Annotated in this window: 22 protein-coding genes and 1 pseudogene; 14 read left to right on the top strand and 9 right to left on the bottom strand. The window is 37.9% G+C overall.

The genetic code is table 11. The features are described 5' to 3' along the window. Positions 1 to 310: 310 nt before the first annotated feature. The 3 genes from QMF79_RS05245 to djlA are packed head-to-tail and all read right to left on the bottom strand — an operon-like array spanning position 311 to position 3,241. On the bottom strand, positions 311 to 1,375 hold the full coding sequence (locus tag QMF79_RS05245; protein WP_281773018.1) for a YcjF family protein: 1,065 nt from the start codon (positions 1,373 to 1,375) through the stop codon (positions 311 to 313). A gap of 1 nt (position 1,376) precedes the next feature. Next, the gene (gene dusC / locus QMF79_RS05240; protein ID WP_281773017.1) at positions 1,377 to 2,330 is read right to left on the bottom strand and encodes a tRNA dihydrouridine(16) synthase DusC; all 954 of its coding nucleotides are present in this window, start codon (positions 2,328 to 2,330) and stop codon (positions 1,377 to 1,379) included. Between the two features lie 41 nt (positions 2,331 to 2,371). Further along, positions 2,372 to 3,241 (bottom strand): co-chaperone DjlA, encoded by an 870-nt coding sequence (gene djlA / locus QMF79_RS05235; RefSeq protein ID WP_119222979.1) that lies wholly within the window; start codon positions 3,239 to 3,241, stop codon positions 2,372 to 2,374. A gap of 314 nt (positions 3,242 to 3,555) precedes the next feature. Here djlA and metK point away from each other — a divergent pair, with 314 nt between their 5' ends. Then, the gene (gene metK / locus QMF79_RS05230; protein ID WP_005705337.1) at positions 3,556 to 4,701 is read left to right on the top strand and encodes a methionine adenosyltransferase; all 1,146 of its coding nucleotides are present in this window, start codon (positions 3,556 to 3,558) and stop codon (positions 4,699 to 4,701) included. Between the two features lie 333 nt (positions 4,702 to 5,034). On the opposite strand, the gene QMF79_RS05225 is transcribed toward metK, so the two are convergent. The 4 genes from QMF79_RS05225 to modC all read right to left on the bottom strand — a co-directional run bounded on the left by QMF79_RS05225 (position 5,035) and on the right by modC (position 8,207). Continuing rightward, positions 5,035 to 5,730 carry a glycosyltransferase family 25 protein gene (locus QMF79_RS05225; protein WP_281773016.1) on the bottom strand — a complete coding sequence of 232 codons (696 nt, stop codon included), beginning with the start codon at positions 5,728 to 5,730 and terminating at the stop codon, positions 5,035 to 5,037. Positions 5,731 to 5,736: 6 nt separating this feature from the next. Next, positions 5,737 to 6,690 (bottom strand): glycosyltransferase family 2 protein, encoded by a 954-nt coding sequence (locus QMF79_RS05220; protein ID WP_281773015.1) that lies wholly within the window; start codon positions 6,688 to 6,690, stop codon positions 5,737 to 5,739. A gap of 102 nt (positions 6,691 to 6,792) precedes the next feature. Continuing rightward, positions 6,793 to 7,089, bottom strand: a complete 297-nt coding sequence (locus tag QMF79_RS05215; RefSeq protein ID WP_281773014.1) for an RnfH family protein — start codon at positions 7,087 to 7,089, stop codon at positions 6,793 to 6,795. 62 nt (positions 7,090 to 7,151) lie between these two features. Further along, positions 7,152 to 8,207: a molybdenum ABC transporter ATP-binding protein ModC gene (gene modC / locus QMF79_RS05210; RefSeq protein WP_281773013.1), complete on the bottom strand. Its 1,056-nt coding sequence runs from the start codon at positions 8,205 to 8,207 to the stop codon at positions 7,152 to 7,154. Between the two features lie 75 nt (positions 8,208 to 8,282). Between modC and tcdA the strand changes: the two genes are divergently transcribed. The 3 genes from tcdA to dsbB all read left to right on the top strand — a co-directional run bounded on the left by tcdA (position 8,283) and on the right by dsbB (position 10,160). Further along, positions 8,283 to 9,044 (top strand): tRNA cyclic N6-threonylcarbamoyladenosine(37) synthase TcdA, encoded by a 762-nt coding sequence (gene tcdA / locus QMF79_RS05205; RefSeq protein ID WP_281773012.1) that lies wholly within the window; start codon positions 8,283 to 8,285, stop codon positions 9,042 to 9,044. Between the two features lie 241 nt (positions 9,045 to 9,285). Beyond that, the gene (locus tag QMF79_RS05200; protein ID WP_040215932.1) at positions 9,286 to 9,543 is read left to right on the top strand and encodes a DinI-like family protein; all 258 of its coding nucleotides are present in this window, start codon (positions 9,286 to 9,288) and stop codon (positions 9,541 to 9,543) included. A gap of 77 nt (positions 9,544 to 9,620) precedes the next feature. Then, positions 9,621 to 10,160 (top strand): disulfide bond formation protein DsbB, encoded by a 540-nt coding sequence (gene dsbB / locus QMF79_RS05195; protein WP_111427060.1) that lies wholly within the window; start codon positions 9,621 to 9,623, stop codon positions 10,158 to 10,160. A gap of 307 nt (positions 10,161 to 10,467) precedes the next feature. Here dsbB and gltS read toward each other — a convergent pair whose 3' ends face one another. Further along, the gene (gene gltS, locus QMF79_RS05190; RefSeq protein ID WP_040215936.1) at positions 10,468 to 11,688 is read right to left on the bottom strand and encodes a sodium/glutamate symporter; all 1,221 of its coding nucleotides are present in this window, start codon (positions 11,686 to 11,688) and stop codon (positions 10,468 to 10,470) included. Between the two features lie 261 nt (positions 11,689 to 11,949). Between gltS and yihI the strand changes: the two genes are divergently transcribed. Genes yihI through lptD form a run of 4 tightly spaced genes read left to right on the top strand, consistent with a single transcriptional unit; the run spans position 11,950 to position 16,747 of the window. Beyond that, entirely contained in the window at positions 11,950 to 12,528 is a 579-nt protein-coding gene (yihI, locus tag QMF79_RS05185) for a Der GTPase-activating protein YihI (protein ID WP_281773011.1), read from the top strand. Between the two features lie 24 nt (positions 12,529 to 12,552). After that, positions 12,553 to 13,020, top strand: coding sequence for a DUF2489 domain-containing protein (locus QMF79_RS05180; RefSeq protein WP_281773010.1), 468 nt, complete (start codon positions 12,553 to 12,555; stop codon positions 13,018 to 13,020). Continuing rightward, complete coding sequence (gene hemN / locus QMF79_RS05175) at positions 13,020 to 14,387, top strand: oxygen-independent coproporphyrinogen III oxidase (protein WP_281773009.1); 1,368 nt, start codon at positions 13,020 to 13,022, stop codon at positions 14,385 to 14,387. Before QMF79_RS05180 ends, hemN begins: the two co-directional genes overlap by 1 nt. Positions 14,388 to 14,398: 11 nt before the next feature. Further along, positions 14,399 to 16,747, top strand: coding sequence for an LPS assembly protein LptD (lptD, locus tag QMF79_RS05170; RefSeq protein ID WP_281773008.1), 2,349 nt, complete (start codon positions 14,399 to 14,401; stop codon positions 16,745 to 16,747). 53 nt (positions 16,748 to 16,800) lie between these two features. Here lptD and QMF79_RS05165 read toward each other — a convergent pair whose 3' ends face one another. Continuing rightward, positions 16,801 to 17,010 carry a TOBE domain-containing protein gene (locus QMF79_RS05165; protein WP_040215942.1) on the bottom strand — a complete coding sequence of 70 codons (210 nt, stop codon included), beginning with the start codon at positions 17,008 to 17,010 and terminating at the stop codon, positions 16,801 to 16,803. A gap of 203 nt (positions 17,011 to 17,213) precedes the next feature. Between QMF79_RS05165 and QMF79_RS05160 the strand changes: the two genes are divergently transcribed. The 6 genes and pseudogenes from QMF79_RS05160 to aceE all read left to right on the top strand — a co-directional run. Continuing rightward, the gene (locus tag QMF79_RS05160; protein WP_111312342.1) at positions 17,214 to 18,014 is read left to right on the top strand and encodes a class II glutamine amidotransferase; all 801 of its coding nucleotides are present in this window, start codon (positions 17,214 to 17,216) and stop codon (positions 18,012 to 18,014) included. Positions 18,015 to 18,109: 95 nt separating this feature from the next. Further along, complete coding sequence (gene lolB, locus QMF79_RS05155) at positions 18,110 to 18,742, top strand: lipoprotein insertase outer membrane protein LolB (RefSeq protein ID WP_281773007.1); 633 nt, start codon at positions 18,110 to 18,112, stop codon at positions 18,740 to 18,742. Continuing rightward, the gene (gene ispE, locus QMF79_RS05150) at positions 18,742 to 19,569 is read left to right on the top strand and encodes a 4-(cytidine 5'-diphospho)-2-C-methyl-D-erythritol kinase (protein WP_111312344.1); all 828 of its coding nucleotides are present in this window, start codon (positions 18,742 to 18,744) and stop codon (positions 19,567 to 19,569) included. Before lolB ends, ispE begins: the two co-directional genes overlap by 1 nt. Positions 19,570 to 19,596: 27 nt before the next feature. Then, the gene (locus QMF79_RS05145) at positions 19,597 to 20,547 is read left to right on the top strand and encodes a ribose-phosphate pyrophosphokinase (RefSeq protein WP_281773006.1); all 951 of its coding nucleotides are present in this window, start codon (positions 19,597 to 19,599) and stop codon (positions 20,545 to 20,547) included. A 53-nt stretch (positions 20,548 to 20,600) separates the two neighbouring features. After that, complete coding sequence (gene pyrD, locus QMF79_RS05140) at positions 20,601 to 21,608, top strand: quinone-dependent dihydroorotate dehydrogenase (RefSeq protein WP_281773005.1); 1,008 nt, start codon at positions 20,601 to 20,603, stop codon at positions 21,606 to 21,608. A 296-nt stretch (positions 21,609 to 21,904) separates the two neighbouring features. Beyond that, positions 21,905 to 23,144 (top strand): annotated as a pseudogene (aceE, locus tag QMF79_RS05135) (pyruvate dehydrogenase (acetyl-transferring), homodimeric type); the annotation flags it as partial.

Below are 23,144 nucleotides of genomic sequence, written 5' to 3'. Positions count from 1 at the left end.
AAGCTAGTACCAATGAATAACAATCTTGCCTACATTGCCGACCTAATATATCACTATCCTTCTTTAATTCAAAATAATTAACTTGCTTAATATTCGATTAAGCGTGTTATCGCACTTAAATTGGTTAATCTAATGTCGCAATGTTCTGCTGGTAAGTTGAAAATGTTTATGGGTAAGTGAGCGATTTTTACCATTTTGAAGATAAAACTCCATGACTTGTTGTTTGAAAAGAGAGTTGTATTTGGTCATAAAAAAAATCTGCACCTTAGTGAGTTGGTTATTTAGTCCAACTTTTAGGGTGCAGATTATTTTAGTGGCTTTTTAGTTCTTCTCTACGAAAAATAGCCTCTTTTTGCTCTGAATTTACCAACGACAAATAAATCTCTTTACTCATCACTTTTAAGTTCGGTTTTTCTTCATTTTTAAAGGTAATAGGGCGGCAAAATTCCATTGCTTTAATGCCTAATCGGGCAGTTAAAATCCCTACGCCTAAGCCTTGGATAGCTTGCCCGAAGAGTCTACGTAATACGTTGTGTGACAACATGCCTGCGACTAATTCTGTAGTGCCTGTAAAGACCATATTTTTGATTACCATTTTGAATAGATGTAGGCGACTGAAATAGCCTAGTTCCATACCATAAATGCGGGTAATTTTGTTGATTAAGGCAAAATTTCGCCATGCAACCATCAACACGTCAGCAATGGCGACAGGGCTTAATGCGACAATCACGGCATTATCTCTTGCGTGTTTGGCAATCAGCTTTTGCGCTTGCTTATCAAGCGGAGAAAGTACGGTTTCACTAAATAGCGTCATCACTTGTTCTGAATTGTGATATTCATTGATTTGCGATAACCACTGTTTTTGGCTTTGTTCAAGTTGTGGTGTTATTTGCATTTGCTCAAGTAATTGTTTGCAAAAGATTTGCGATTTTTCACCGCTTGTCGTCGGTAATTCGGCTCGATATTGCTCCGCCTCTTGTTGCATGAGTTCGTGCTGTCTGAGTTTACGTAGTTTTCGCCACTCTTGGAAAATGGTTCCCACGCCTGTTAAGCTGATTAATAAAAAGGCAACCGCAAAGAAAAGCGTAATCCATTGTTGATCTGTAATCGCATTTACAATCCATTGCACGCCTTGGGCAAGAAAGGCAATGCAAAATAACACGAGAGCCGCCATAATTAACCGAATACGGAAACGTGAAGGTTTGAAATCTTCTTCAAAAAGCAATTCTTTTTCAGCTGTTTCGCTTTCGTCTAAATATTGGTAAGCATTGAGATCTTCCTCAATCACAACCTCTTTTTCATCAAAAATTTGTTTAGCTTGAAATGTTTCCGTTGGCTGAACAATATCTTCTTCGCTAAAAATCTGTTTTTGCATTTTACGCTCCTTTTTCGACCGCTTGCTCAATATGCTTTTTCAAGCCCTCATATCCGTGTTCGGTTTTCAAAATTTGGAACAGCTGCATTGCTTCTGGGTACTCTTTATCCAAATAATGCAGCCACTGTTTGATGCGTGCCACGTGGTAAAAGCCAGAATCGTGCTCATTTTCCATTTGTACATATTGATAAAGCAGTTGCAGCACTTCTGACCACGGCATTTTGGCTTGATTGAATTTCACCACACGGCTTAAATTTGGGGTATTTAACGCCCCTCGACCAATCATAATGCGGTTACAAGCGGTAATTTCTTGGCATTTTTTTGCAGAGGCGTAGTCCCAAATTTCGCCATTGGCAATCACTGGAATTGCCAAGCGTTTTTGAATTTCGCTAATCGCTTGCCAGTTAATCCGTTCTGCTCGGTAGCCGTCCATTTTGGTTCGACCGTGCACGGTGATTTCATTCGCTCCACCTTGTGCTACCGCATCTGCAATGTCAAAGCATTGCTCACTGCTATCCCAACCTAAACGAACTTTCACCGAAACAGGTTGCTCTTTAGGCACTGCGGCTCGAATGGCTTTGGTCGCTTGATAAATCAATTCGGGCGTTTTTAATAATGCCGCACCGCCTTGGCTGCCATTTACCGTTTTAGACGGACAACCGCAGTTGAGATCAACGCCGTGTGAACCTAATTCAATCGCTAGCATTGCATTTTCCGCTAACCATTCTGGATATTGCCCCAATAGCTGCACGCGGACAGGCGTGCCTGAAGTGGTTAAGCCTTGATTATGTAATTCAGGGCAGAGGCGATAAAAAGTTTTGCGTGGCAGTTTTTGATCAACCACGCGGACAAATTCGGAAATACAAAGATCGTAATCATTCACTGCGGTTAAAAGCTGACGAACAAAGGGATCTAATACGCCCTGCATTGGGGCTAAAAATACTTGAGGTATCATACAAAAAAGAACGGATAACCTGTGTTATCCGTTATAAACTCCTATTTCCAACCTTTTTGTTTGCAAATCAGATCGTAAGCGGCTTGAATTTGTTGAGTTTTCTCTTTGGCTAATTCCATCATCTCATCTGGCAAGCCTTTTGCCGCTAATTTGTCTGGGTGGTTTTCATTCATCAATTTACGATAAGCACGTTTCACGGTATTTTGATCATCATTAGCCGTTACGCCCAATACTTTGTAAGCGGCATCAATGCTTGGCTGGCGGCTTTGTTGATAGCCACTATATCCGCCTTGAGAATAACTGCCTTGTGAATAGTCACTTTGCTGTGAATATTGTTGATGGAAACCGCCACGGCTGAATTGCTGTGCTGCCATAATCATGCCAAGCATTTGCTCAAATTGCATGCGACTCATGCCCATCGCTTCGGCAATGGTAAACAACACTTGTTGTTCTTGTGCGTCTAATTCGCCATCTTGAATTGCCGCGGTAATTTGCACTTGAATAAAGAAACGCAATAAATCTTGGCGTCTTGCACAAGCCTCGCGAAATTCACGAATTACATTACGAAGCGGAAAATCCGCCTCTTTACCTAAGGTAAACGCTTTTTGTGCTTCTTGCTGTGCTTTGGCATCTAAATTCAGATGTGCCATTAAGTTTCGAGCGTTTTGAATATCCTCTTCAGTGACACGCCCTTTGGCTTTTGCCAAGTGTCCAAGGACGGCAAAAGTGGTCAGTGTAAACAGTGTTTGGCGGGTTAAGTTTTTCCCAAAAATGGAAGAACGTACGCTACCTAGTTCATAGAGTTTTTTATCTGCTAAATGCCCTAAAAATGCACCGAAAATCCCGCCGAATAATCCGTGAAAAATTTGATAACCTAGAAAGAAACCAATGATCTTTCCAATATATTGCATAGCTTATTTCCTTATTGTATTAAATTTTTTGCTTAATAAGGGCGTTTTGAGGAAAAACAACCTTTATCACGTAATATGACCAAAAAATTCGAGATTCTCTCAGAAATTGATGGGTTAAAATGCAGACTTTAGCATATTTAGCCTCGCATTCATATTTAAAAAAGCATTGCCTTAGATGCTCAAAAAATGTATTATAGACGTCTAGACGGAAAAACGGCTAATTTATTTTAAGTATAAGCGGTTAGAAGTAGCAAAATTTTGCAAATTTAACCGCTTGCGTGCTTTCCATTTTATAACACGAAATAAGGACAAATATGGCTATCAATTTATTTACTTCAGAATCAGTGTCTGAAGGGCATCCAGATAAAATCGCAGACCAAATTTCAGATGCGGTATTAGACGAAATTTTAAAACAAGACCCAAAAGCACGCGTGGCGTGTGAAACCTATGTGAAAACAGGTATGGCATTGGTGGGTGGTGAAATCACCACTTCAGCTTGGGTAGATATTGAAAACTTAACCCGCCAAGTAATCGCAGACATCGGTTACAACCACTCAGATATGGGCTTTGATGCACACTCTTGTGCGGTATTAAACGCCATTGGTAAACAATCTCCAGACATCAACCAAGGGGTTGACCGAGCTGATCCGCTAGAACAAGGCGCAGGCGACCAAGGGATTATGTTCGGTTACGCAACCAATGAAACTGATGTGTTAATGCCTGCTCCAATCACTTACGCTCACCGTTTAATGGAACAACAAGCGAAAGTGCGTAAATCAGGCAAATTAGACTGGTTACGCCCAGATGCGAAGAGCCAATTAACCTTCATTTACGAAGACAACCAAATCAAAGGCATTGATGCAGTCGTACTTTCAACACAACACGCAGAATCTGTGTCACAAAAAGAAGTGTATGAAGGCGTGATGGAAGAGATCATCAAACCAATCCTGCCAAGCGAATGGTTAAGCCAAAATACCAAATATTTCATCAACCCAACGGGTCGTTTCGTGATTGGTGGGCCAATGGGCGACTGTGGTTTAACTGGTCGTAAAATCATCGTAGATACCTACGGCGGTGCAGCGCGTCACGGTGGTGGTGCGTTCTCTGGTAAAGATCCATCAAAAGTAGACCGCTCTGCAGCCTATGCCGCACGTTATGTCGCGAAAAACATCGTTGCAGCAGGCTTGGCAGATCGTTGTGAAATCCAACTTTCTTATGCTATCGGCGTGGCTGAACCAACCTCAATCATGGTAGAAACTTTCGGCACGGGTAAAGTAAGCAATGAAGTATTAGTGCGTTTAATCCGTGAAAACTTCGATTTACGCCCTTATGGTTTAATCAAAATGTTAGATTTGATCCGCCCAATCTACCGTGAAACAGCTGCTTACGGTCACTTCGGTCGTTCACACTTCCCTTGGGAACAAACTGATAAAGCGGATGCATTGAGAGCGAGTATTTAATTTTTGAATCTTCAAAAAAATCCCACTATGGTGGGATTTTTTGTTGAATCTTCCCTAATTTTGATTTACTTCATATTTTCTTAAATTCATTTTTGCTATTGTTCATCTCTAATTAAAAAATCTAAACTTACTCAAGGTAACTCACCAAATACCGCAACCATTCAAGTTGAGAAATTCACTGGTGAAGTACCAAAAGTGACAGTGTTTACTGAGCCGAAGTATACACAGGCTTAGAATAGATAATATATAATTAAATACAGAAAAACCTCACAAAATCAAGGAGTTGTGAGGTTTTATTTGTTCTATCCTACAATAACTACATTATTTCGTTTTTTACGCTATTCCCGCATTTTGTCTAGCAATAGTTCTTTCTATCTCTAAATCTGATGGTATGGTTTCGTTTATATATCCTATAAAAGGAAATAAAATACCGACTTTGTCAGGACAAAATGTAGAAAAATGGTCAGCAAGCCAGAAAGGTTTCTTCTCTTTAAGAAACTCAACTAATTCGATTGCTTTATCTTTTCTTAGTAAATATAGAGCTGAGCCATCGTTATCTATATCTTCGGATGTGGAGGCATTTATAAGATGATATTGCCCGTCCTCTTTTATTTTATGGCTAAAGTGATAAAGATCTAATTTGTGTAGAATAATTAATTTATAATCAATGTCTAGGTCATTTATTTTATCAATTAGATTCTTTATTATTGCACAAAAATTCTCTGAAAGAATAATATCATCCTCTGCAATGAGAGCATACTCTTTTTCTAATAATTCATCATCACTCGCAATTTTATTCCAGCATAAAATATGAGATAGGGTGCAGGCTATTTCACCTATAGTAATTTTCCTATGTATTTTATTTTCTAAAGCGGATATATTAAAATAAAATTTCTCATAACCTAATGCTGTGAGAACATTTTTATCTATTGCATTTACTCTTTCAAAAGAGGAAGTTTGATTCTGCTTATAGAATTTTTCTAATCTATCTTTATGTCGTTCTAAGTTAATTACGTATGATTTTATCATATTAAATTATTTTCCAAATAAGTTATCAAAATTGCTAGATAGATCAGTGTAGTTCTCTTTTATAAGAAGACGCCATTTATTTAAATATAAATGTTCGAATGATCTTATCTCATTAGTATTCCAACCCTGCATAATACGTAACGCAGTGCGTAGCAATTGCTTAGCAATAAATAAAATAGGACTATTTAGATGATTAGGTAAGGTATTCATATATTTAATAATATGCCCGCTCATCTCAAGGTGATTTTCTACGTACTGTTTATCTCTTCTACTAGAAACAGAGGGCGTATGTCCTCTACGATAGATATAATGTATCGAAGGAGCCTCAATAATTTTGCAATCCTCACGTTTAGTCAAAAGTTGAAGATAGAAGAGTTGATCTTCTGCTATAATATTTTCTTGAAATCGGATTTTATATTCTTCAAGATATTCTCTTTTAATCAATGTCCAACAACATCCTGGTATCCAGAGTTTTCTTTTTTCTGCTTCAAATAATGCTTGATGCCCAGTGAATAATGTTGAATGAGAGCTATTTTTTTCAGAAAATATATAGGTTATATAAGAATATTTATGATTCTGATTTATATCATAATGTTGCAAAGCTGCACCAAATTTTATTAATTCACAATTATAATGCTCTCCAAGTTGAATAAGAGGTGATATATCTCCTATTAGAAAATCATCTGAATCAATAAAGCTAATAAATTCACCTGTCGCTAAAGCTATTCCCTTATTTCTAGCTGCGGCTGCACCTTGATTTGGTTGTTTTATGAGTAATATTTCAGGATGTTTTTGCTGATATTTTAAGATAATAGATAAGCTAGAATCAGAGGAACCGTCATCAATAATAATGATTTCTTTATGAATACTCTGATTTAGAAGAGAGTTTAAACATTCTTCTAAATATAATGCGGAGTTATAGACTGGGATAATAAATGTTATTTTAGGTTTGTTTGGCATTTTAATAATTCCAATTTGGATATAGAATTAATTAAGTATATGTTGTTTCTGTATTATAATAATTCTTGCATAAGAAACTAATAAAGATGTTTATAACTTGAGTTATTTCTTAGCTTGAGCTTGCTCAGCGGCTCTTTTACGACGAATCTCTTTTGGATCGGCAATTAGCGGGCGATAAATTTCAATTCTATCGCCGTTTTCTACTATATCCGTTAATTTTGCGGCACGGCTGAAAATGCCGACTTTATTTTGGCGTAAATCAATCTCGGTATATTTTTCTAAAACGCCAGACTGCACAATCGCATTTTGGATCGTAATCGGATTTTCGAGCGTGAGTTTTTTCAAAAAATAACGCTCAGGATAAGCATAAACTACTTCTACAACAATTTTTTCTGACATATTAACCTCATAAACAAGCGGTCATATTTTACGTGAACTTTGCAAAATGATAAAGGCAGTCGCTACAACGAAACACTCTTAATTTGCAGATAAACATTCTGTCCTACGCTTAATTGTAAATCATTAAACGCCCAAAGACTGATGCTTGCCCAAATTTTTTGTCCTTCGACATTTACCTCTACATTTACTTGCTGCGATTGCTGTTGAATTTGGCAAATTTCACCTTGCAAAACATTGCGAATTGAGGTGTTTTGTGGTTTTTCCAATGTAATTGATACATCCCTACTGTTAATGGTAATTCGCACTCTATTGTTTAGTTGATAGCGTGGCAATTCACTTACCCATAAAGATTGCGTACCTAGTGAAAGCTCTACCATTTGGTAATCGATTTGGTGCAATTTAATCGGTAATTCCAATAAACTTAAATGGTATTGTTCAGGTAACCATTGCTGAAACGCGGAATGCTGCCAAATACTTTTAACCTGATCGAATGCCATAATGTGCCCTTGTTCAATCAAAATGACCTGATCAGCAAGACGGATAATCTCATCTAGGCTATGAGTCACGTATAAAATCGGGATCTCAAGCTGGCTAGAAAGTTGATCAAGATAGTTCAATAACTCTTGCTTTCTGGGCAAATCAAGGGCAGAGAGTGGTTCATCCATCAACAATATTTCTGGATTACTTAATAAGGCTCGTCCAATCGCCACTCGTTGCTTTTCTCCGCCTGACAAACTGAGCGGAAAACGCTCAAGCAAGTGCTGAATGCCGAGTAATTCCACAATTTGCAAAAAATAGCTTGAATTAAACCGCTTGCAACCATACTTGAGGTTCTTTTCCACGGTATAATGCGGGAAAAGTCGGTGCTCTTGGAATACGTAACCAATGTGACGTTTTTCTGGTGGAAGATTGATTTTTTGTTTGCTATCGAACAGCACATTATCATTAAGGGTAATGCTACCTGATTGTGGCGTGACTAAGCCTGCGACTAGATTAATAAGGCTTGATTTTCCTGCTCCCGAACGTCCGAAAATAGCGGTAACACCTTTAGCAGGGATATCAATATTAAGGTTCAGCGATAATGCCCCGAGCGTTTTTTTTACATTGATTTTTAACATATAAGCAACCTTCGTGATTATTGCATGCATTATATAATGATTTTTATCACGAATGTTGAAGAAAAAGGATAAAAAATGAGTAGAGTTGATAATTATGAACAACGTTTTGGCGGTATTGGTCGCCTTTATACACCAGAAGGTTTGGCAAAATTGCGTCAATCTCACGTTTGTGTGATTGGCATTGGAGGGGTTGGTTCTTGGGCGGTTGAAGCATTGGCTCGCACAGGGATTGGCAAAATCACGATGATCGATATGGATGATATTTGCATAACCAACATCAATCGCCAAATTCATGCGATGACGGGCACGGTAGCTCAGCTTAAAACAGAAGCGATGAAAGAGCGTGTGGAAAAAATCAATCCTGAGTGTGTAGTTGAGATTATTGATGATTTTATTACGCCTGAAAATATTTCTGAATATCTTAATCGAGGCTACGATTATGTGCTTGATGCAATTGATAGCGTGAGAACCAAAGCCGCACTTATTGCCTATTGTAAACGCAATAAAATCAAGTTGATTACTACAGGCGGAGCGGGTGGGCAAACGGATCCAAGCCAAATTCAGATTGCAGATTTAAGTAAAACTATTCAAGATCCGTTGGCATCAAGAGTAAGATCCTTGCTTAGAAAAGAATATAACTTCAGCCAAAATCCGAAACGTAAATTTGGTATAGATTGTGTTTTTTCTACTCAGCCGCTAATTTTCCCTAAAATGGGCGAAGGTTGTGAAGTTTCTGCTACGATGAATTGTGCCAATGGCTTTGGTGCCGTTACTATGGTTACTGCCACTTTTGGCTTTTTTGCGGTGAGTCGTTTAGTAGATAAGTTATTGAAATAAAAATGGAAAATCTGATTAACCCTAAAATAAGAAATAACATTTCAACTCTTTTTCAGAAAATTTGGTGTGATTAGACGCTTTTCTTATACGAGGAAAATAGAAATATTTTGTTCTTTCTTTATAGCTAAATGGAATAAGATGGGAAACGTTATTTCTACCACTGAATATATTGACAGTTAAAATAGTTAATATATACTGTATATATATTAACTTGTTTTATATTCAGATAATGAGGTGTTCTATGCAAGCTACCATTGATATTCGTCTATTTAATTCTGCAAAAATGAAAGAGCATAAATTCAATCGTTTGTTGGAAATTGTGCAAGAAGAAGTGCAAGGTGAATTTCCTCAGGCTATTGTTAGAGTGAGATCATCAACAATGAGTGATGTTTCTGTTTTTGGATTAGGTAAAAGTGGAAAACAGGATGTTTCTGAGTTTTTAGAAAATTTATTTAATGATGGTTCAGCATTTGATGAATTAAATGATGAATATTATTAAATTAGAGTTGTGCTTTATTTTGTTCTTTAAAGTAAGAATTGTTACAATGGAGAAAATCTATTTGTTAAGGAGCAATTATGCTGACATTCTTCAAAGAACTTTCTCTTAAGCGATCTGCTTGGCTATTATTAGCATTTCTGGCGTTTATATTAGAATCGACAGGGCTTTACTTCCAATATGGTATGGGATTACAGCCTTGTGTGATGTGTGTATATGAACGTTTAGCTATTTCTGGACTATTTTTTGCAGGCATAATGGGTCTTATTGCTCCAAGGGTTAGAATTGTTCGTTATTTAGCTATTCTTCTTTGGGGATATAGTGCGATTAAAGGATTATTTCTTGCAATTCGCCATACAGATTATCAGCTAAATCCTTCTCCATGGAATCAATGTGAATTTAAACCCGATTTTCCTCAAACATTACCTTTTGACCAGTGGCTTCCGCAGATTTTTGCTCCAGGTCCGGTCAATTGTAGTGAAAATCAGTGGGAAATGTTAGGATGGGTTATGCCTCAGTGGTTAATTTTTGCGTTTGGCGTACTGAGCTTTTTCTTTATTTTAGTATTAATTAGCCAACTAAAGAGAAGTAAGCCTCAATATCGTTCTGTTTTTAAATAAAAGAAATGATCTGCACTTCAATAGTTGGACTAAACTACCAACAGGTTAAGGTGCAGATTTTTTGTCATTTGGATTGTAAATCAGAATGAGGCAGAGTTATGTAATTGTTATATGAAGTGATTGTAACATAAATTTCGTTGTACCTATGGTAACGGAAATAACCACTTCTTTATGAGAAAATCAAGTTAATTTTGCGGATGCTACATAATATCGAAATAGATCTATAGTAAATAGGTTAGAAGGATTACGTAAGATTATATAAAAAAAGCTAGGGTTTAACCTAGCTTTAAGAATAATAATTTTAAGACTAACTTAGCATATTAATAAACCAAGTAATCATAAATAAGTTGATAATATCAACAAAGAAAGCCCCTACAAGCGGTACGATTAAGAAAGCTTTATGCGAAGGTCCAAAGGTTTGTGTTACAGATTGCATATTTGCAACAGCGGTTGGTGTTGCACCTAGACCGAAACCACAATGACCAGCTGTTAATATTGCAGCATCGTAGTCTTTACCCATAATGCGGAAAGTTACGAAGTAGCCGTATAAGATCATTACGATAGTTTGAACAACTAGGATGATAAGCATTGGACCTGCCAAACCTGCTAATTCCCATAATTTGATGCTCATTAATGCCATCGCTAAGAAGAGACTTAATGAAGCATTACCAAATACGTCAATCGCACGGTCAAACATATCGAATTTGAATACTTTGGTTAATACATTACGTAAGATAACACCAAAACCCAATGCCCATACGAATTGTGGCAAGCCTAAATCTGAGAATTGTGCAGCCATAATTGAAGAGAAAGCTAAACATGCTGCAAAGAGAGCCATAGTTTCGATAGTCGAACTTGCAGTAATAAAACGCATATGATCTTTTTCTTCAAAGGTTTCACCATCGTATTGTGAATCAGATGTATCCGCTTTTTTCACTGATGCCGCTTTTTTGCCTCGTTTCAAGTTGTTTACTAAACGACGAGCGACTGGTCCACCAATTAAACCACCAGCTACTAAACCGAAAGTAGCAGATGCCATTGCCATTTCCGTTGCACCTTGTAATCCATATTTATCTGTAAATACTTTTGCCCAAGCTGCCCCTGTTCCGTGACCACCTGTTAAAGTGATTGAACCTGTGATTAAGCCAATTTTGGGGTCTAAGCCTAATACGGAGGCTAAACCAATACCTACAACGTTTTGAACGATGATCAGTACTGCAACAACGGCAAGGAAGATAACAAGTGGGAAACCGCCTTGTTTTAAGCGAGAGAAGTCGGCAGATAACCCTACAGAAGCAAAGAATACAAGCATGAACGCACTTTGTAAGCTTTTTTCGAATTGGAATGAAAGCCCAAACCATTGATAAAGTGCAAAAATAATTGCTGCTGCAATTAATCCGCCTGCAACGGCTTCAGGGATATTAAAATCCTGCAAGAATTTGATTTTTTTTACGAGCAAACGTCCTAAAAGTAGAACGAGGGTTGCTGCAATTAGCGTGTGATAGCCATTTAATATGATTGGTTCCACGATAAAGTTCCTCTTGAGTGAACCTACTTTTCAGCAGGTGGTTTTAAAACGAGTTTTGAAGTTATCGCATTAAAACTCGTTTGTCAATATAGTTGATAAGGTTTTTTAATCGTTTTGATTATTAAATCTTATGTTAATGAATTGTAAAATGTAAACTTTAAGAGGTGAAGCTAAATCTTTTCTGTTCACTTACTTGCTTTCCTAGTAAAATAAGCCACTTACTCGTTTATTATATAGATAAAGAAGAGAGATGATAGCTATATGAGCCGTACCAAAAAAACACGTCGCCTTACCGACATTATGCCAACCCGTAAGGCAGATAAAAGACCAGAACAACCGAAATTAACCAGTGGCAAAAACCGTAAGCCTACTCGCTATGAATTAGATGCAAAAGCACGTGAGGAGAAGAAAAAACGTAAGCATAAAGGCTTGCCAACAGGTTCACGTAATGTTGATCCTACTGAGCAGAAAAAAGCAGTGTTGAAAGAAGTTAAAGATCCGCGTATTGGTAGCAAAAAGAAAATTCCGTTGATGGTGGAGTTTGTAAATAAACCTGAAAAAGGTCAGTTCATTAAACCTGTATTGCCAGAAGAGGTTAAACCAGTTTTATCGCCAGAATTGGAGTTAGAGCAACTCGAAAATAATGAATGTTTACACCAATTACTGGATGAGTTAGATGCAGGTAAAGTACTTTCTGCAGAAGATCAAAAATTTGTAGATGAATGTTTAGATCGCATTAATGAATTGATGGAAATTTTAGGCATTCAAGATGAAGAGATGGATGAAGGTGATGCCTTATTGCACCAATTTGAAACCATCAATCTTAATCAATTTAAGTAGATAATCAGTAAATTGAGCATTGATATGATTAGATTTTTTCTCATTATTTTGGCGGTGTTGATTTTACTTTCAATGGTGGGCTATGCAGTCTATTTGTGGGCGAAAGTGAAAAATCAGCAAGCTTTAGAGCGAGAGTTAAGAAAGCAAGCCAAAGAAGAGCAAAAAGCACGTTTTGAACGTATTTTTGAAAGCGTGGAAGTGATTGCCCATGCGGTAAGAACGGAGCAATGCAATCCTTCTGAAGGTGTGTTACGTTTAAAACCGCTGTTGGATGTGTTGGGGCATAAATTGTCGAATTATCCTGCCATGTGGGAGCTTTATGAGCTAGTGCAGGATATGGCAATTTTGGAGGAACGCAAAGCGTTGAAACGTAACGAGCGTATGCGTCAAGACCTCGCACGTGAAGCGAAAGAAGCCGAGCTTTTTGAGCAAATCCAAGCAGAATGTGGTCAATTGATCGAAGTAATTAAAACTTTAAAAAAGGCACAATAATGTCAGAAATTATTTGGGATTTAAACCTTATTCAAAAATATAACCAATCTGGTCCGCGTTATACGTCATATCCGACTGCATTGGAATTTAGCGAAAATTATACTAATGAAGATTTTAAAGCGGCAGCAGAGCGTTATCCTGAGCGTCCGCTTTCGCTTTATGTGCACATTCCGTTTTGCCATAAACTTTGCTATTTCTGTGCGTGTAATAAAGTAATTACCCGTCATCGTCATAAAGTCGATCTCTATTTAGATTATCTTGAAAAAGAGATTAAAACTCGTGCACCGCTTTTCAAAAATCGTAAAGTGACCCAAATTCACTGGGGCGGTGGTACACCAACGTATTTAGACGAAGAACAATCTGCTCGTTTGATGAATTTACTCAAAACACACTTTGATGTGCAAGCTGATGCAGAAATCAGTATTGAAATGGATCCGCGTGAAATTGAGCTGAATATGCTTGATCATCTTCGCCATATTGGTTTTAATCGTATCAGTATGGGAATTCAAGATTTCGATAAAGAAGTACAAGAGCTTGTTAATCGCGAGCAAGATGAAGCATTTATTTTTGCCTTAATGAAACGTGCGAAAGAGCTTGGTTTAGTTTCAACTAATGTAGATTTGATCTACGGTTTACCAAAACAGAATGTGGAAAGTTTTATGTACACGTTAAAACGTGTGGTGGAGCTCAATCCAGATCGTATGAGCGTGTTTAACTATGCTCACTTGCCAAGCCGTTTTGCAGCACAGATCAAAATTAAAGATGATATGTTGCCACCACCAGAAACCAAACTGACGATTTTACAAAATTCAATTCAGTTCTTAGGCGAAAATGGCTATAAATTTATCGGGATGGATCACTTTGCTAAACCTGATGATGAACTGGCGATTGCTCAAGCCAATGGAGTATTACACCGTAATTTCCAAGGCTACACAACGCAAGAAGAGTGCGATTTATTAGGTATGGGAGTATCTGCGATCAGTTTGCTTGGCGATACTTACGCACAAAACCAAAAAGAGTTAAAACAATATTATGCTGATGTAGAAGAAACAGGTATTGCGTTAAGCAAAGGGTTAGCCTTAACTAAAGATGATTGCATTCGTCGTGATGTTATCAAGGCACTCATTTGTAATTTTAAACTCGAATTTGACCGCTTGGAGCAAGCCTACGGTATTGATTTTAATACCTATTTTGCTGAAGATTTAACTTATTTACAGCCATTGGTTAAAGATGGTTTGCTTGAGATTAATGAAAAAAGTATCTTGGTTTCACCAAGAGGTCGTTTGTTGATTCGTAATATTTGTTTATGCTTTGATGTGTATTCAAGACAGCTTGCAAAAAGACAACAGTTTTCCAGAATTATTTAAGAGAAACGAGAATGAAACAACGTTACAATCTTCTCTCACTGGCGGTAGTTACGGCTTGTTATAGCCAAATTGCATCAGCGGATTTAAGAGAGCAGTGTTTATTAGGCGTCCCGCATTTTCAAGGTGAAGAAGTTAAAGGTGATCCGAACCAAGCACCAGTTTACATTGAAGCTGATAATGCACTAATTAATCAGCCGACGGATGCAACCTATACGGGTGATGTCAATATTAAGCAAGGAAATCGTTCGCTTTTTGCCAATGAAGTGCGTGTGGAACAGCAAGGTGAGCAAGCTCGTAAAGCGTTTTTAAAAGGCTCTTACCAATATCGAGATAACCTCATTCAAGCCGAAGGTCGTGATGCAGCGGTAGATTTAACGAGTAAAGAGGCAGATCTTTCCAATACAAGTTATCAATTAGTAGGTAGACAAGGGCGAGGCACGGCAGAAAGCGGTCATTTTAATGACCAAACTCGCACATTAAAAAATGCAACATTTACTTCGTGTTTAGTGAATGATAAATCTTGGTCAATTGAAGCGAACGAGATGATTCAGCACGTACAAGATGAGTATGCTGAAATGTGGCATGCTCGTTTTAAAGTGATGGGCGTACCTGTTTTTTATTCTCCTTATCTACAATTCCCCATTGGCGATCGTCGTCGTTCAGGTTTATTGATTCCAAGTTTTGAACGTTCAAGCAAAAATGGTTTTACCTATTCACAGCCATTTTATTGGAACATTGCACCGAATATGGATGCAACTTTTACGCCAACCTATTATTCTCGTCGTGGGTGGCAAATTAGCCCAGAATTTCGTTATTTAACGAAGTTGGGTGAAGGCTTAGTTGCGACCGAATATATGGCGAGAGACCGTTTAGATGAATATCAATCAAGTGATGGTAGCCGTAAGCGTTATTTATTACATTGGCGTCATAATATGAGCTTTTTAAGCGATTGGCGTTTGAATGTGAATTACACTAAAGTGAGCGATCGTCGTTATTTTTCTGATTTTGATTCAGATTACGGTAGCAGTACAGATGGTTATGCTACACAACAATTCAGATTAGGCTACTATCAACCAAACTATAATTTGTCAGTTTCAGGTAAAAAATTTCAAACTTTTGATCTTTCTACAAATTCAGTTGGGCCATACCGTGTATTACCTAAAATTGATTTCAATTATTATAAAAATGATGCGTTAAAAGGTATTGCTGATTTTCATTTATTCTCGCAAGCTGCTCGTTTTGATAATGATAGCAACCTAATACCAAAAGCGTGGCGATTCCACGTAGAACCAATATTAAACGCACCACTTACTAATCGCTATGGCAGTTTAAATCTGGAAACTAAACTTTACGCAACACACTATATTCAACAAAAAGGTAGTGATATCAATGCGGAAGAAATGAGGAAAAATGTAACACGCGTTATTCCTCAAATTAAGCTAGATTTCCAAACGGTACTTGAGGCAGATAAGCAGTTCTTTAAAGGTTATAACCAAACCTTTGAGCCTCGTGTGCAATATATTTATCGCCCATATAAAAACCAAGCAGAGATCGGTTCTAAACGTCATAAAAGCGTAGGGCTAGGTTATGATTCTGCTTTATTGCAAACGGATTATTTCTCCCTGTTTAACGATCGTCGTTATAGTGGTTTAGACCGAATTTCTTCTGCAAACCTTGTGACAGCAGGTGGAACAACACGATTCTTTAGCGATAAGACAGGGACAGAGGTATTCAATTTTAGTGCAGGACAAACTTACTATTTAAGTCCATCTAAAATTGATGATAATTCAAGCAATAGTACGGCGAATCGTTCTTCTTCGTGGGCGTTAGAATCAAACTGGAAATTCCATCGTAAATGGAATTGGCACGGAAGTTATCAATATGATACACGTTTGAATCAAACCTCATTGGCGAATATGTCATTGCAATATAAGCCAAGCGATAGCAAATTGTTCCAATTAAATTATCGCTTTGCAAGCCGTGATTATATTAACCAAAACTTAAGTACAAACCGTTATGGTCAAGATATTAAACAGCTTGGTGGTGTCGTGGCGTGGGAATTAACGGATAACGTAGCGGCAATGTTTAGCCATTACCAAGATATTGCTTTGAAAAAGCCAGTGGAAACTCAGTTCTCTATGAACTATAACACCTGTTGTTGGACGGCGAATGTTTATGTTGCTCGTAAATTAGTTGCAACACCTTCAAACGCAACAAGCGATACAATTAACGACTTATTTTATGACAATAAATTTGGGGTTAATTTCGAACTTCGCTTTGGTACCAATTATGGTAGTGGCGTAAGCAGAATGTTAAAACGAGGATTGATTCCTTATACAGAACCTTATGGTATAAACTAATAAAAATGGCTAATCTTTTTGGATTAGCCATTTTTGTTTGGACAAGATAAAAATTATTCTACGCCAACCATCACAGACGTTGCTTTGATGATTGCGTATGCTTCTTTGCCTACCTCAAGTCCTAATTCTTTTACTGCTGCAATTGAGATGGTAGAAGAAATAACATTACCGCCACCGATATCAATATGCACGATAGTATTCACAGAACCTGTTTCGATTGAAACGACTTTGCCTTTTAATTGGTTTCTTGCACTAATTTTCATTTAATATCCTTATTGTTTGGTTGAAAAGAGTGGGCATTTTATCCTTAAATCTTAAGAATAGTCGTGATTTATAAGTGCTTATTCCAAAAAAACTGAAGAAATAAAAATAAGCTCTAAAATTTTTAACTAAACGCTATTGAAATTAACAAAATAATTTACCAAAATTGGGTATTATTTCTCAAGATATTTTAAGAAGTGAAGTTATGTGTCAATTATTAGGAATGAATTGTAATACACCGACCGATATTACTTTCTCTTTTGAAGGTTTTCGGCGACGGGCAGGGGTAACTGATCAGCATACTGACGGTTTTGGTATTGCTTTTTTTGAAGGTAAGGGCGTACGTATCTTTCGTGATAACCGTCCTGGGGCTTCTTCACCAATGGCGGATTTAGTCAGCCAATATAAAATTAAATCATTTAACGTGATTTCGCATATTCGTAAGGCAACACGTGGTGATGTGAATTTGGAAAACACCCATCCTTTTATTCGCGAACTGTGGGGTGAAAACTGGGTTTTTGCTCATAATGGCACGGTGGAAGGCGTTCACCCTTGTGCTGATTGTCATTATCAACCAATTGGGACAACAGACTCTGAAGCGGCATTTTGTTGTATTGTGTCTCGTTTGCGTGAACGGTTTGATAAAAAGCCGAGCGAGAAAGAAATTTTTGATGCAGTAGTTGAGATTACTTCTGATATTGCTACTCACGGCGTGTTTAATTTCATTATGTCGAACGGGCATTGGATGATTGCTCGTTGTTCAACTAGACTTTATTATGTGACACGTAAAGCACCATTTAGCAAGGCATTACGCGATGATGATGTGGAAATTGATTTTAGCAAATACACCACAGAAAATGATAAAGTGACTATTATTGCCACGCAGCCACTCACAAAAAACGAAAATTGGATCAAAATGAAAAATGGCGGTTATGTCTTTTTTAAAAATGGCGAGTTAGTGGAAGAGATTGAAGGGACATTACCAGATAATCAATCGCACGTTTAGTCATTCACTTCATGAAAATTAAGACAAGCGGTGAGATTTCGAGTAGAATTTACAAAATTTTACCTAAATCTTACCGCTTTATTTATATGATAAGTATGAAAAAACTTTCTTTTCTTAGCTCGTTGAGCCTTTCGCTTTTTCTTGTCGGCTGTCAATCAGTGTTGGATGCACCGACTCAAATTGAGCATCCTACCATTCAAATTCCGCATAATGATCCGCAGTGGCAAGCTCATCTTGCTCAGCTTGAAAAAATTAGTGGTTACCAAGCGAAGGGGCAGTTTGGTTATATTTCATCAGAAGAACGTTTTTCCTCACATTTTGATTGGCAATACAAAAATGCGAGCAATTTTGGTTTAGAGCTTTCGTCTAATCTCTCGAGTAAATCGTTGAAATTACATCGTAATGTGCGTGGCTTAACCGTTTCTGATAGTGAAGGGAATAGCCGCTCTGATCGTGATATTGATGCGTTAATGCAAGAAATTATTGGTGTTTCATTTCCTATTGATCAGTTCGCTTATTGGCTGAAAGGCTTGCCTGAAAAAGAAGGAAATTATGTGGTAAATGAAAAACGCCAATTAGCCCAATTTAGTTATCCGCTGAATGGGGTGGTTTGGAAAGTGACTTATGTTTCGTATGATGAAACTCGCCAGCCTAATTTACCGAAATTGATTGTACTTGAAAATGGCTCGCAAACCTTAAAAATTCGTGTTGATAATTGGACGCACTAATGAAATTACCTAGCCCTGCAAAATTAAATCTCTTTTTATATGTTACAGGCAAACGTCCTGATGGCTATCACGAATTACAAACGCTTTTCCAATTTTTGGATTTTGGCGATGAATTAGATTTTGAAGTGACAAACGATGGTGAAATTCAATTATTAGATGAATTGCCCGATGTACCGAAAGAGCAGAACTTGATTTATCGTGCTGCAAAATTATTGCAAGAAAAGACCGCTTGCACAAAGGGGGCGAGAATTCGTCTAACTAAAAATTTGCCGATGGGCGGTGGTGTTGGCGGTGGTTCTTCAAATGCTGCAACGGTGTTAGTTGGATTAAACCATTTATGGCAAACGGGTTTATCCCTTGAAGCGTTGGCAGAAATAGGGCTTTTCCTTGGGGCAGATGTGCCGATTTTTGTGCGAGGTTTCGCTGCCTTTGCGGAAGGAGTAGGGGAGGTTTTAACACCTTGTGAACCCGTGGAGAAATGGTATGTGGTGTTAAAGCCTGATGTTTCAATTTCAACCCCTGCTGTTTTTCGCGATCCGAATTTGCCCCGTAATACACCTAAACGGACGATGGATGTGTTATTAAATACAAAATGGGAAAACGATTGCGAAAAAGTTGTGCGAGATCATTATTTCGAGGTTGAAGAATTGATGTCAAAATTGGTAAAATATGCTCAGTTCCGTTTAACGGGAACGGGGGCTTGCATCTTTTCTGAATTTGACAGTATTGAGGAAGCCAATGCCGTTTTTGCTCAAAGACCTGCGAATGTGTTTGGCTTTGTGGCAAAAGGGCAGAACGTCTCACCGTTACACCAATGTCTTTTTTAACCCACTCATCCTAAAGGATCTATTCCAATGCCAGATATTAAATTGTTTGCAGGTAATGCAACGCCAGAACTTGCAAAACGTATTGCAGAACGCCTTTATATTTCTCTTGGTGATGCGACAGTTGGTCGTTTCAGCGATGGTGAAATTCAAGTGCAAATTAACGAAAATGTACGTGGTTCAGATGTATTTATCGTGCAATCAACTTGTGCACCTACGAATGATAACTTAATGGAATTGATCGTCATGGTAGACGCATTACGCCGTGCTTCAGCAGGTCGTATTACCGCAGTTATTCCTTATTTTGGTTATGCTCGTCAAGACCGCCGCGTTCGCTCAGCACGCGTACCAATTACGGCGAAAGTGGTTGCTGATTTCCTTTCAAGTGTGGGTGTAGATCGTGTTTTAACTTGCGATCTTCACGCAGAACAAATACAAGGTTTCTTTGATGTGCCAGTAGATAACGTTTTTGGTTCACCTGTGCTTATCAATGATATTCTTCAAAAAACAAATCTTAACAATCCAATCGTGGTTTCACCTGACATCGGTGGCGTAGTACGTGCTCGTGCAATTGCAAAATTATTAAACGATGCAGATATGGCGATTATCGATAAACGTCGTCCAAAAGCAAACGTTTCTCAAGTAATGCATATTATTGGCGATGTGGCTGGTCGTGATTGTATTCTCGTGGATGATATGATCGACACAGGCGGTACTTTAGTGAAAGCAGCAGAAGCGTTAAAAGAACGTGGTGCAACAAAAGTATTTGCTTATGCGACGCACGCAGTTTTATCAGGCACAGCAGCGAAAAATTTAGCAAACTCAGCGTTAGATGAAGTTGTGGTAACCGATACCATTCCTCTTTCTGGTGAAATCAAAGCACTGAACAAAGTTCGTGCATTAACCTTATCAGGTATGCTTGCAGAAGCGATTCGCCGTATTAGCAATGAAGAATCGATTTCAGCAATGTTTGATGCTTAATTTTTTAAACCCAATCGAAAGATTGGGTTTTTTTCTATGATTTTCGGGTTTATATGTACTCTCTTATTCGCAAATTTATATTTTCTATGCAGCCTGAAACGGCACATAATTTCACCGTTCAATTGCTTAAATTAGCAGGAAATCTGCCTTTTCCTATTTTACCTATGCCACAAAATCCAACCGAAGTAATGGGTTTAAAATTCAAAAATCCGATTGGTTTAGCCGCGGGGGCAGACAAAAATGGAGAAGCCATTGATGGGTTTGGCAAATTAGGTTTTGGCTTTATTGAGGTAGGCACAGTAACGCCTTTAGCACAAGATGGCAATTCGAAGCCGCGTCAATTTCGTATAGTGGAAGCAGAAGGAATTATTAACCGTAATGGCTTTAATAACTTAGGCGTTGATGTGTTAGTAGAAAATGTTAAAAAATCAAAATACGACGGTATTTTAGGCATTAACATTGGTAAGAATGCGATTACTCCGATTGAGCGAGCATTAAACGATTATCAAATCTGTTTGCGTAAAGTGTATGAACACGCTGATTATATTACCGTGAATATTTCTTCGCCAAATACTAAGAATCTACGCAGTTTGCAGTATGGTGAGGCGTTAGACGATTTATTAAAATCATTGAAAGCAGAACAAGCTGCACTTTCGCAAAAATTTGGGCAATACAAACCGCTTGTTTTGAAAATTGCACCTGATTTAAACGAGGAAGAAATTGCTTCTGTGGCAGATAGTCTGATTCGTCATCGCATTGATGGCGTGATTGCAGGAAATACTACGCTTTCTCGCGAGCCTGTGGCTGGAATGAAAAATGCCGAACAGCAAGGTGGATTAAGTGGCAAACCATTGAGTGCGTTAAGTACTTGCTTAATTCGTACGCTTGCCAAAGAGCTAAATGGGATGTTGCCTATCATTGGTAGTGGTGGTATTCATTCCGTTGCATCAGGTCAAGAAAAAATTGATGTGGGAGCAAAATTGTTGCAAATCTATTCAGGGATGATTTACGCGGGACCAAAATTAATTCAAGATTTAGCAAGAGAGATTAAGCTTGATTAAATGCTCAGTTTATCTTCCCTATTGCACAGGTCAAAAAAATAGACAAAACAGCTGTTTTTTGTTATCTTTAATTTAAAAATTTATCTACATTTTTACAACATTTTCACTTTTTAGAGAAAACCTTTGTAAATCAAATAGATATTCGCTATGTGATAGGCTTTAACAATAATTTTGCAAAGCAATTTAGTTGAGTATGCAAGCTGTTGCTAAGGCTTATTGCATAACATTTCAGCAAACGATAGAGCCCATTTTTGCTCTATTATCCATTCATAGTTAATAACATTAAGGGAAAACCTATGTCAGAGATTTTAGCAAATGACGTAGATCCAATCGAAACTCAAGATTGGTTACAATCATTAGATTCATTAATCCGTGAAGAAGGCGTTGAGCGTGCTCAATACATCATTGAGCAAGTTATTGGTCAAGCTCGTACAAATGGCGTTTCATTACCAACAGGTGTAACAACAGATTACGTAAACACCATCCCAGCATCTGAGCAACCTGCTTACCCAGGTGATCACGCAATCGAGCGTCGTATCCGTTCTGCGGTACGTTGGAATGCGATCGCAATGGTTTTACGTAGTCAGAAGAAAGATCTTGACTTAGGTGGTCATATCTCAACTTATCAAGCAGCAGCAACCATGTATGAAGTGTGTTATAACCACTTCTTCAAAGCAGCAACGGAGAAAAACGGTGGCGACTTAATTTTCTTCCAAGGTCACGCAGCACCAGGTATGTATGCACGTGCATTCTTAGAAGGTCGTTTAACTGAAGAGCAAATGGATAACTTCCGTCAAGAAGCTTTTGCAGACGGTTTATCTTCATACCCACACCCTAAATTAATGCCTGAATTCTGGCAATTCTCAACCGTTTCAATGGGTTTAGGTCCAGTAAACGCAATCTACCAAGCACGTTTCTTAAAATACTTAGATAACCGTGGCTTAAAAGATACGAAAGACCAAAAAGTTTACGCATTCTTAGGCGATGGCGAGATGGATGAAATCGAGTCTAAAGGTGCATTAACTTTCGCAGCACGTGAACACTTAGATAACTTAATCTTCACTATCAGCTGTAACTTACAACGTTTAGACGGTCCAGTTAATGGTAACGGTAAAATCGTTCAAGAATTAGAAGGTTTATTCACTGGTGCTGGCTGGGAAGTAATCAAAGTATTATGGGGCAGCGAGTGGGATAAATTATTCGCGAAAGACACTTCAGGTAAATTAACTCAGTTAATGATGGAAGTGGTTGATGGTGACTACTTAACCTTCAAATCAAAAGATGGTGCTTACGTGCGTGAACACTTCTTTGGTCGCTACCCAGAAACTGCAGCATTAGTAGCGGATATGACAGATGATGAAATCTGGGCATTACGCCGTGGTGCACATGATAGTGAAAAACTTTATGCAGCTTATGCGAAAGCACAAAAAGCGACCAAGCCAGTTGTGATTTTAGCACATCAAGTTAAAGGTTATAAAATCCCTGAAGCGGAAAGTAAAAATACCGCTCACCAATCTAAAAAAATGTCTTACGAAA

The organism is Pseudohaemophilus parahaemolyticus (assembly GCF_938021905.1).
Taxonomy (GTDB): domain Bacteria; phylum Pseudomonadota; class Gammaproteobacteria; order Enterobacterales; family Pasteurellaceae; genus Haemophilus_A; species Haemophilus_A parahaemolyticus_B.
This window is presented reverse-complemented; position numbering and strand designations above follow the sequence as displayed.

Bases quoted from the DNA above. Each gene is read 5' to 3' on its own strand.
- hemN (WP_281773009.1), top strand. From the start codon at position 13,020: ATGTCAGAAATTATTTGGGATTTAAACCTTATTCAAAAATATAACCAA.
- QMF79_RS05165 (WP_040215942.1), bottom strand. From the start codon at position 17,010: ATGAAAATTAGTGCAAGAAACCAATTAAAAGGCAAAGTCGTTTCAATC.
- lptD (WP_281773008.1), top strand. From the start codon at position 14,399: ATGAAACAACGTTACAATCTTCTCTCACTGGCGGTAGTTACGGCTTGT.
- QMF79_RS05245 (WP_281773018.1), bottom strand. From the start codon at position 1,375: ATGCAAAAACAGATTTTTAGCGAAGAAGATATTGTTCAGCCAACGGAA.
- QMF79_RS05145 (WP_281773006.1), top strand. From the start codon at position 19,597: ATGCCAGATATTAAATTGTTTGCAGGTAATGCAACGCCAGAACTTGCA.
- lolB (WP_281773007.1), top strand. From the start codon at position 18,110: ATGAAAAAACTTTCTTTTCTTAGCTCGTTGAGCCTTTCGCTTTTTCTT.
- QMF79_RS05215 (WP_281773014.1), bottom strand. From the start codon at position 7,089: ATGTCAGAAAAAATTGTTGTAGAAGTAGTTTATGCTTATCCTGAGCGT.
- djlA (WP_119222979.1), bottom strand. From the start codon at position 3,241: ATGCAATATATTGGAAAGATCATTGGTTTCTTTCTAGGTTATCAAATT.
- tcdA (WP_281773012.1), top strand. From the start codon at position 8,283: ATGAGTAGAGTTGATAATTATGAACAACGTTTTGGCGGTATTGGTCGC.
- QMF79_RS05160 (WP_111312342.1), top strand. From the start codon at position 17,214: ATGTGTCAATTATTAGGAATGAATTGTAATACACCGACCGATATTACT.
- pyrD (WP_281773005.1), top strand. From the start codon at position 20,601: ATGTACTCTCTTATTCGCAAATTTATATTTTCTATGCAGCCTGAAACG.
- QMF79_RS05180 (WP_281773010.1), top strand. From the start codon at position 12,553: ATGATTAGATTTTTTCTCATTATTTTGGCGGTGTTGATTTTACTTTCA.
- QMF79_RS05225 (WP_281773016.1), bottom strand. From the start codon at position 5,730: ATGATAAAATCATACGTAATTAACTTAGAACGACATAAAGATAGATTA.
- modC (WP_281773013.1), bottom strand. From the start codon at position 8,207: ATGTTAAAAATCAATGTAAAAAAAACGCTCGGGGCATTATCGCTGAAC.
- dusC (WP_281773017.1), bottom strand. From the start codon at position 2,330: ATGATACCTCAAGTATTTTTAGCCCCAATGCAGGGCGTATTAGATCCC.
- metK (WP_005705337.1), top strand. From the start codon at position 3,556: ATGGCTATCAATTTATTTACTTCAGAATCAGTGTCTGAAGGGCATCCA.
- QMF79_RS05200 (WP_040215932.1), top strand. From the start codon at position 9,286: ATGCAAGCTACCATTGATATTCGTCTATTTAATTCTGCAAAAATGAAA.
- dsbB (WP_111427060.1), top strand. From the start codon at position 9,621: ATGCTGACATTCTTCAAAGAACTTTCTCTTAAGCGATCTGCTTGGCTA.
- QMF79_RS05220 (WP_281773015.1), bottom strand. From the start codon at position 6,690: ATGCCAAACAAACCTAAAATAACATTTATTATCCCAGTCTATAACTCC.
- yihI (WP_281773011.1), top strand. From the start codon at position 11,950: ATGAGCCGTACCAAAAAAACACGTCGCCTTACCGACATTATGCCAACC.
- ispE (WP_111312344.1), top strand. From the start codon at position 18,742: ATGAAATTACCTAGCCCTGCAAAATTAAATCTCTTTTTATATGTTACA.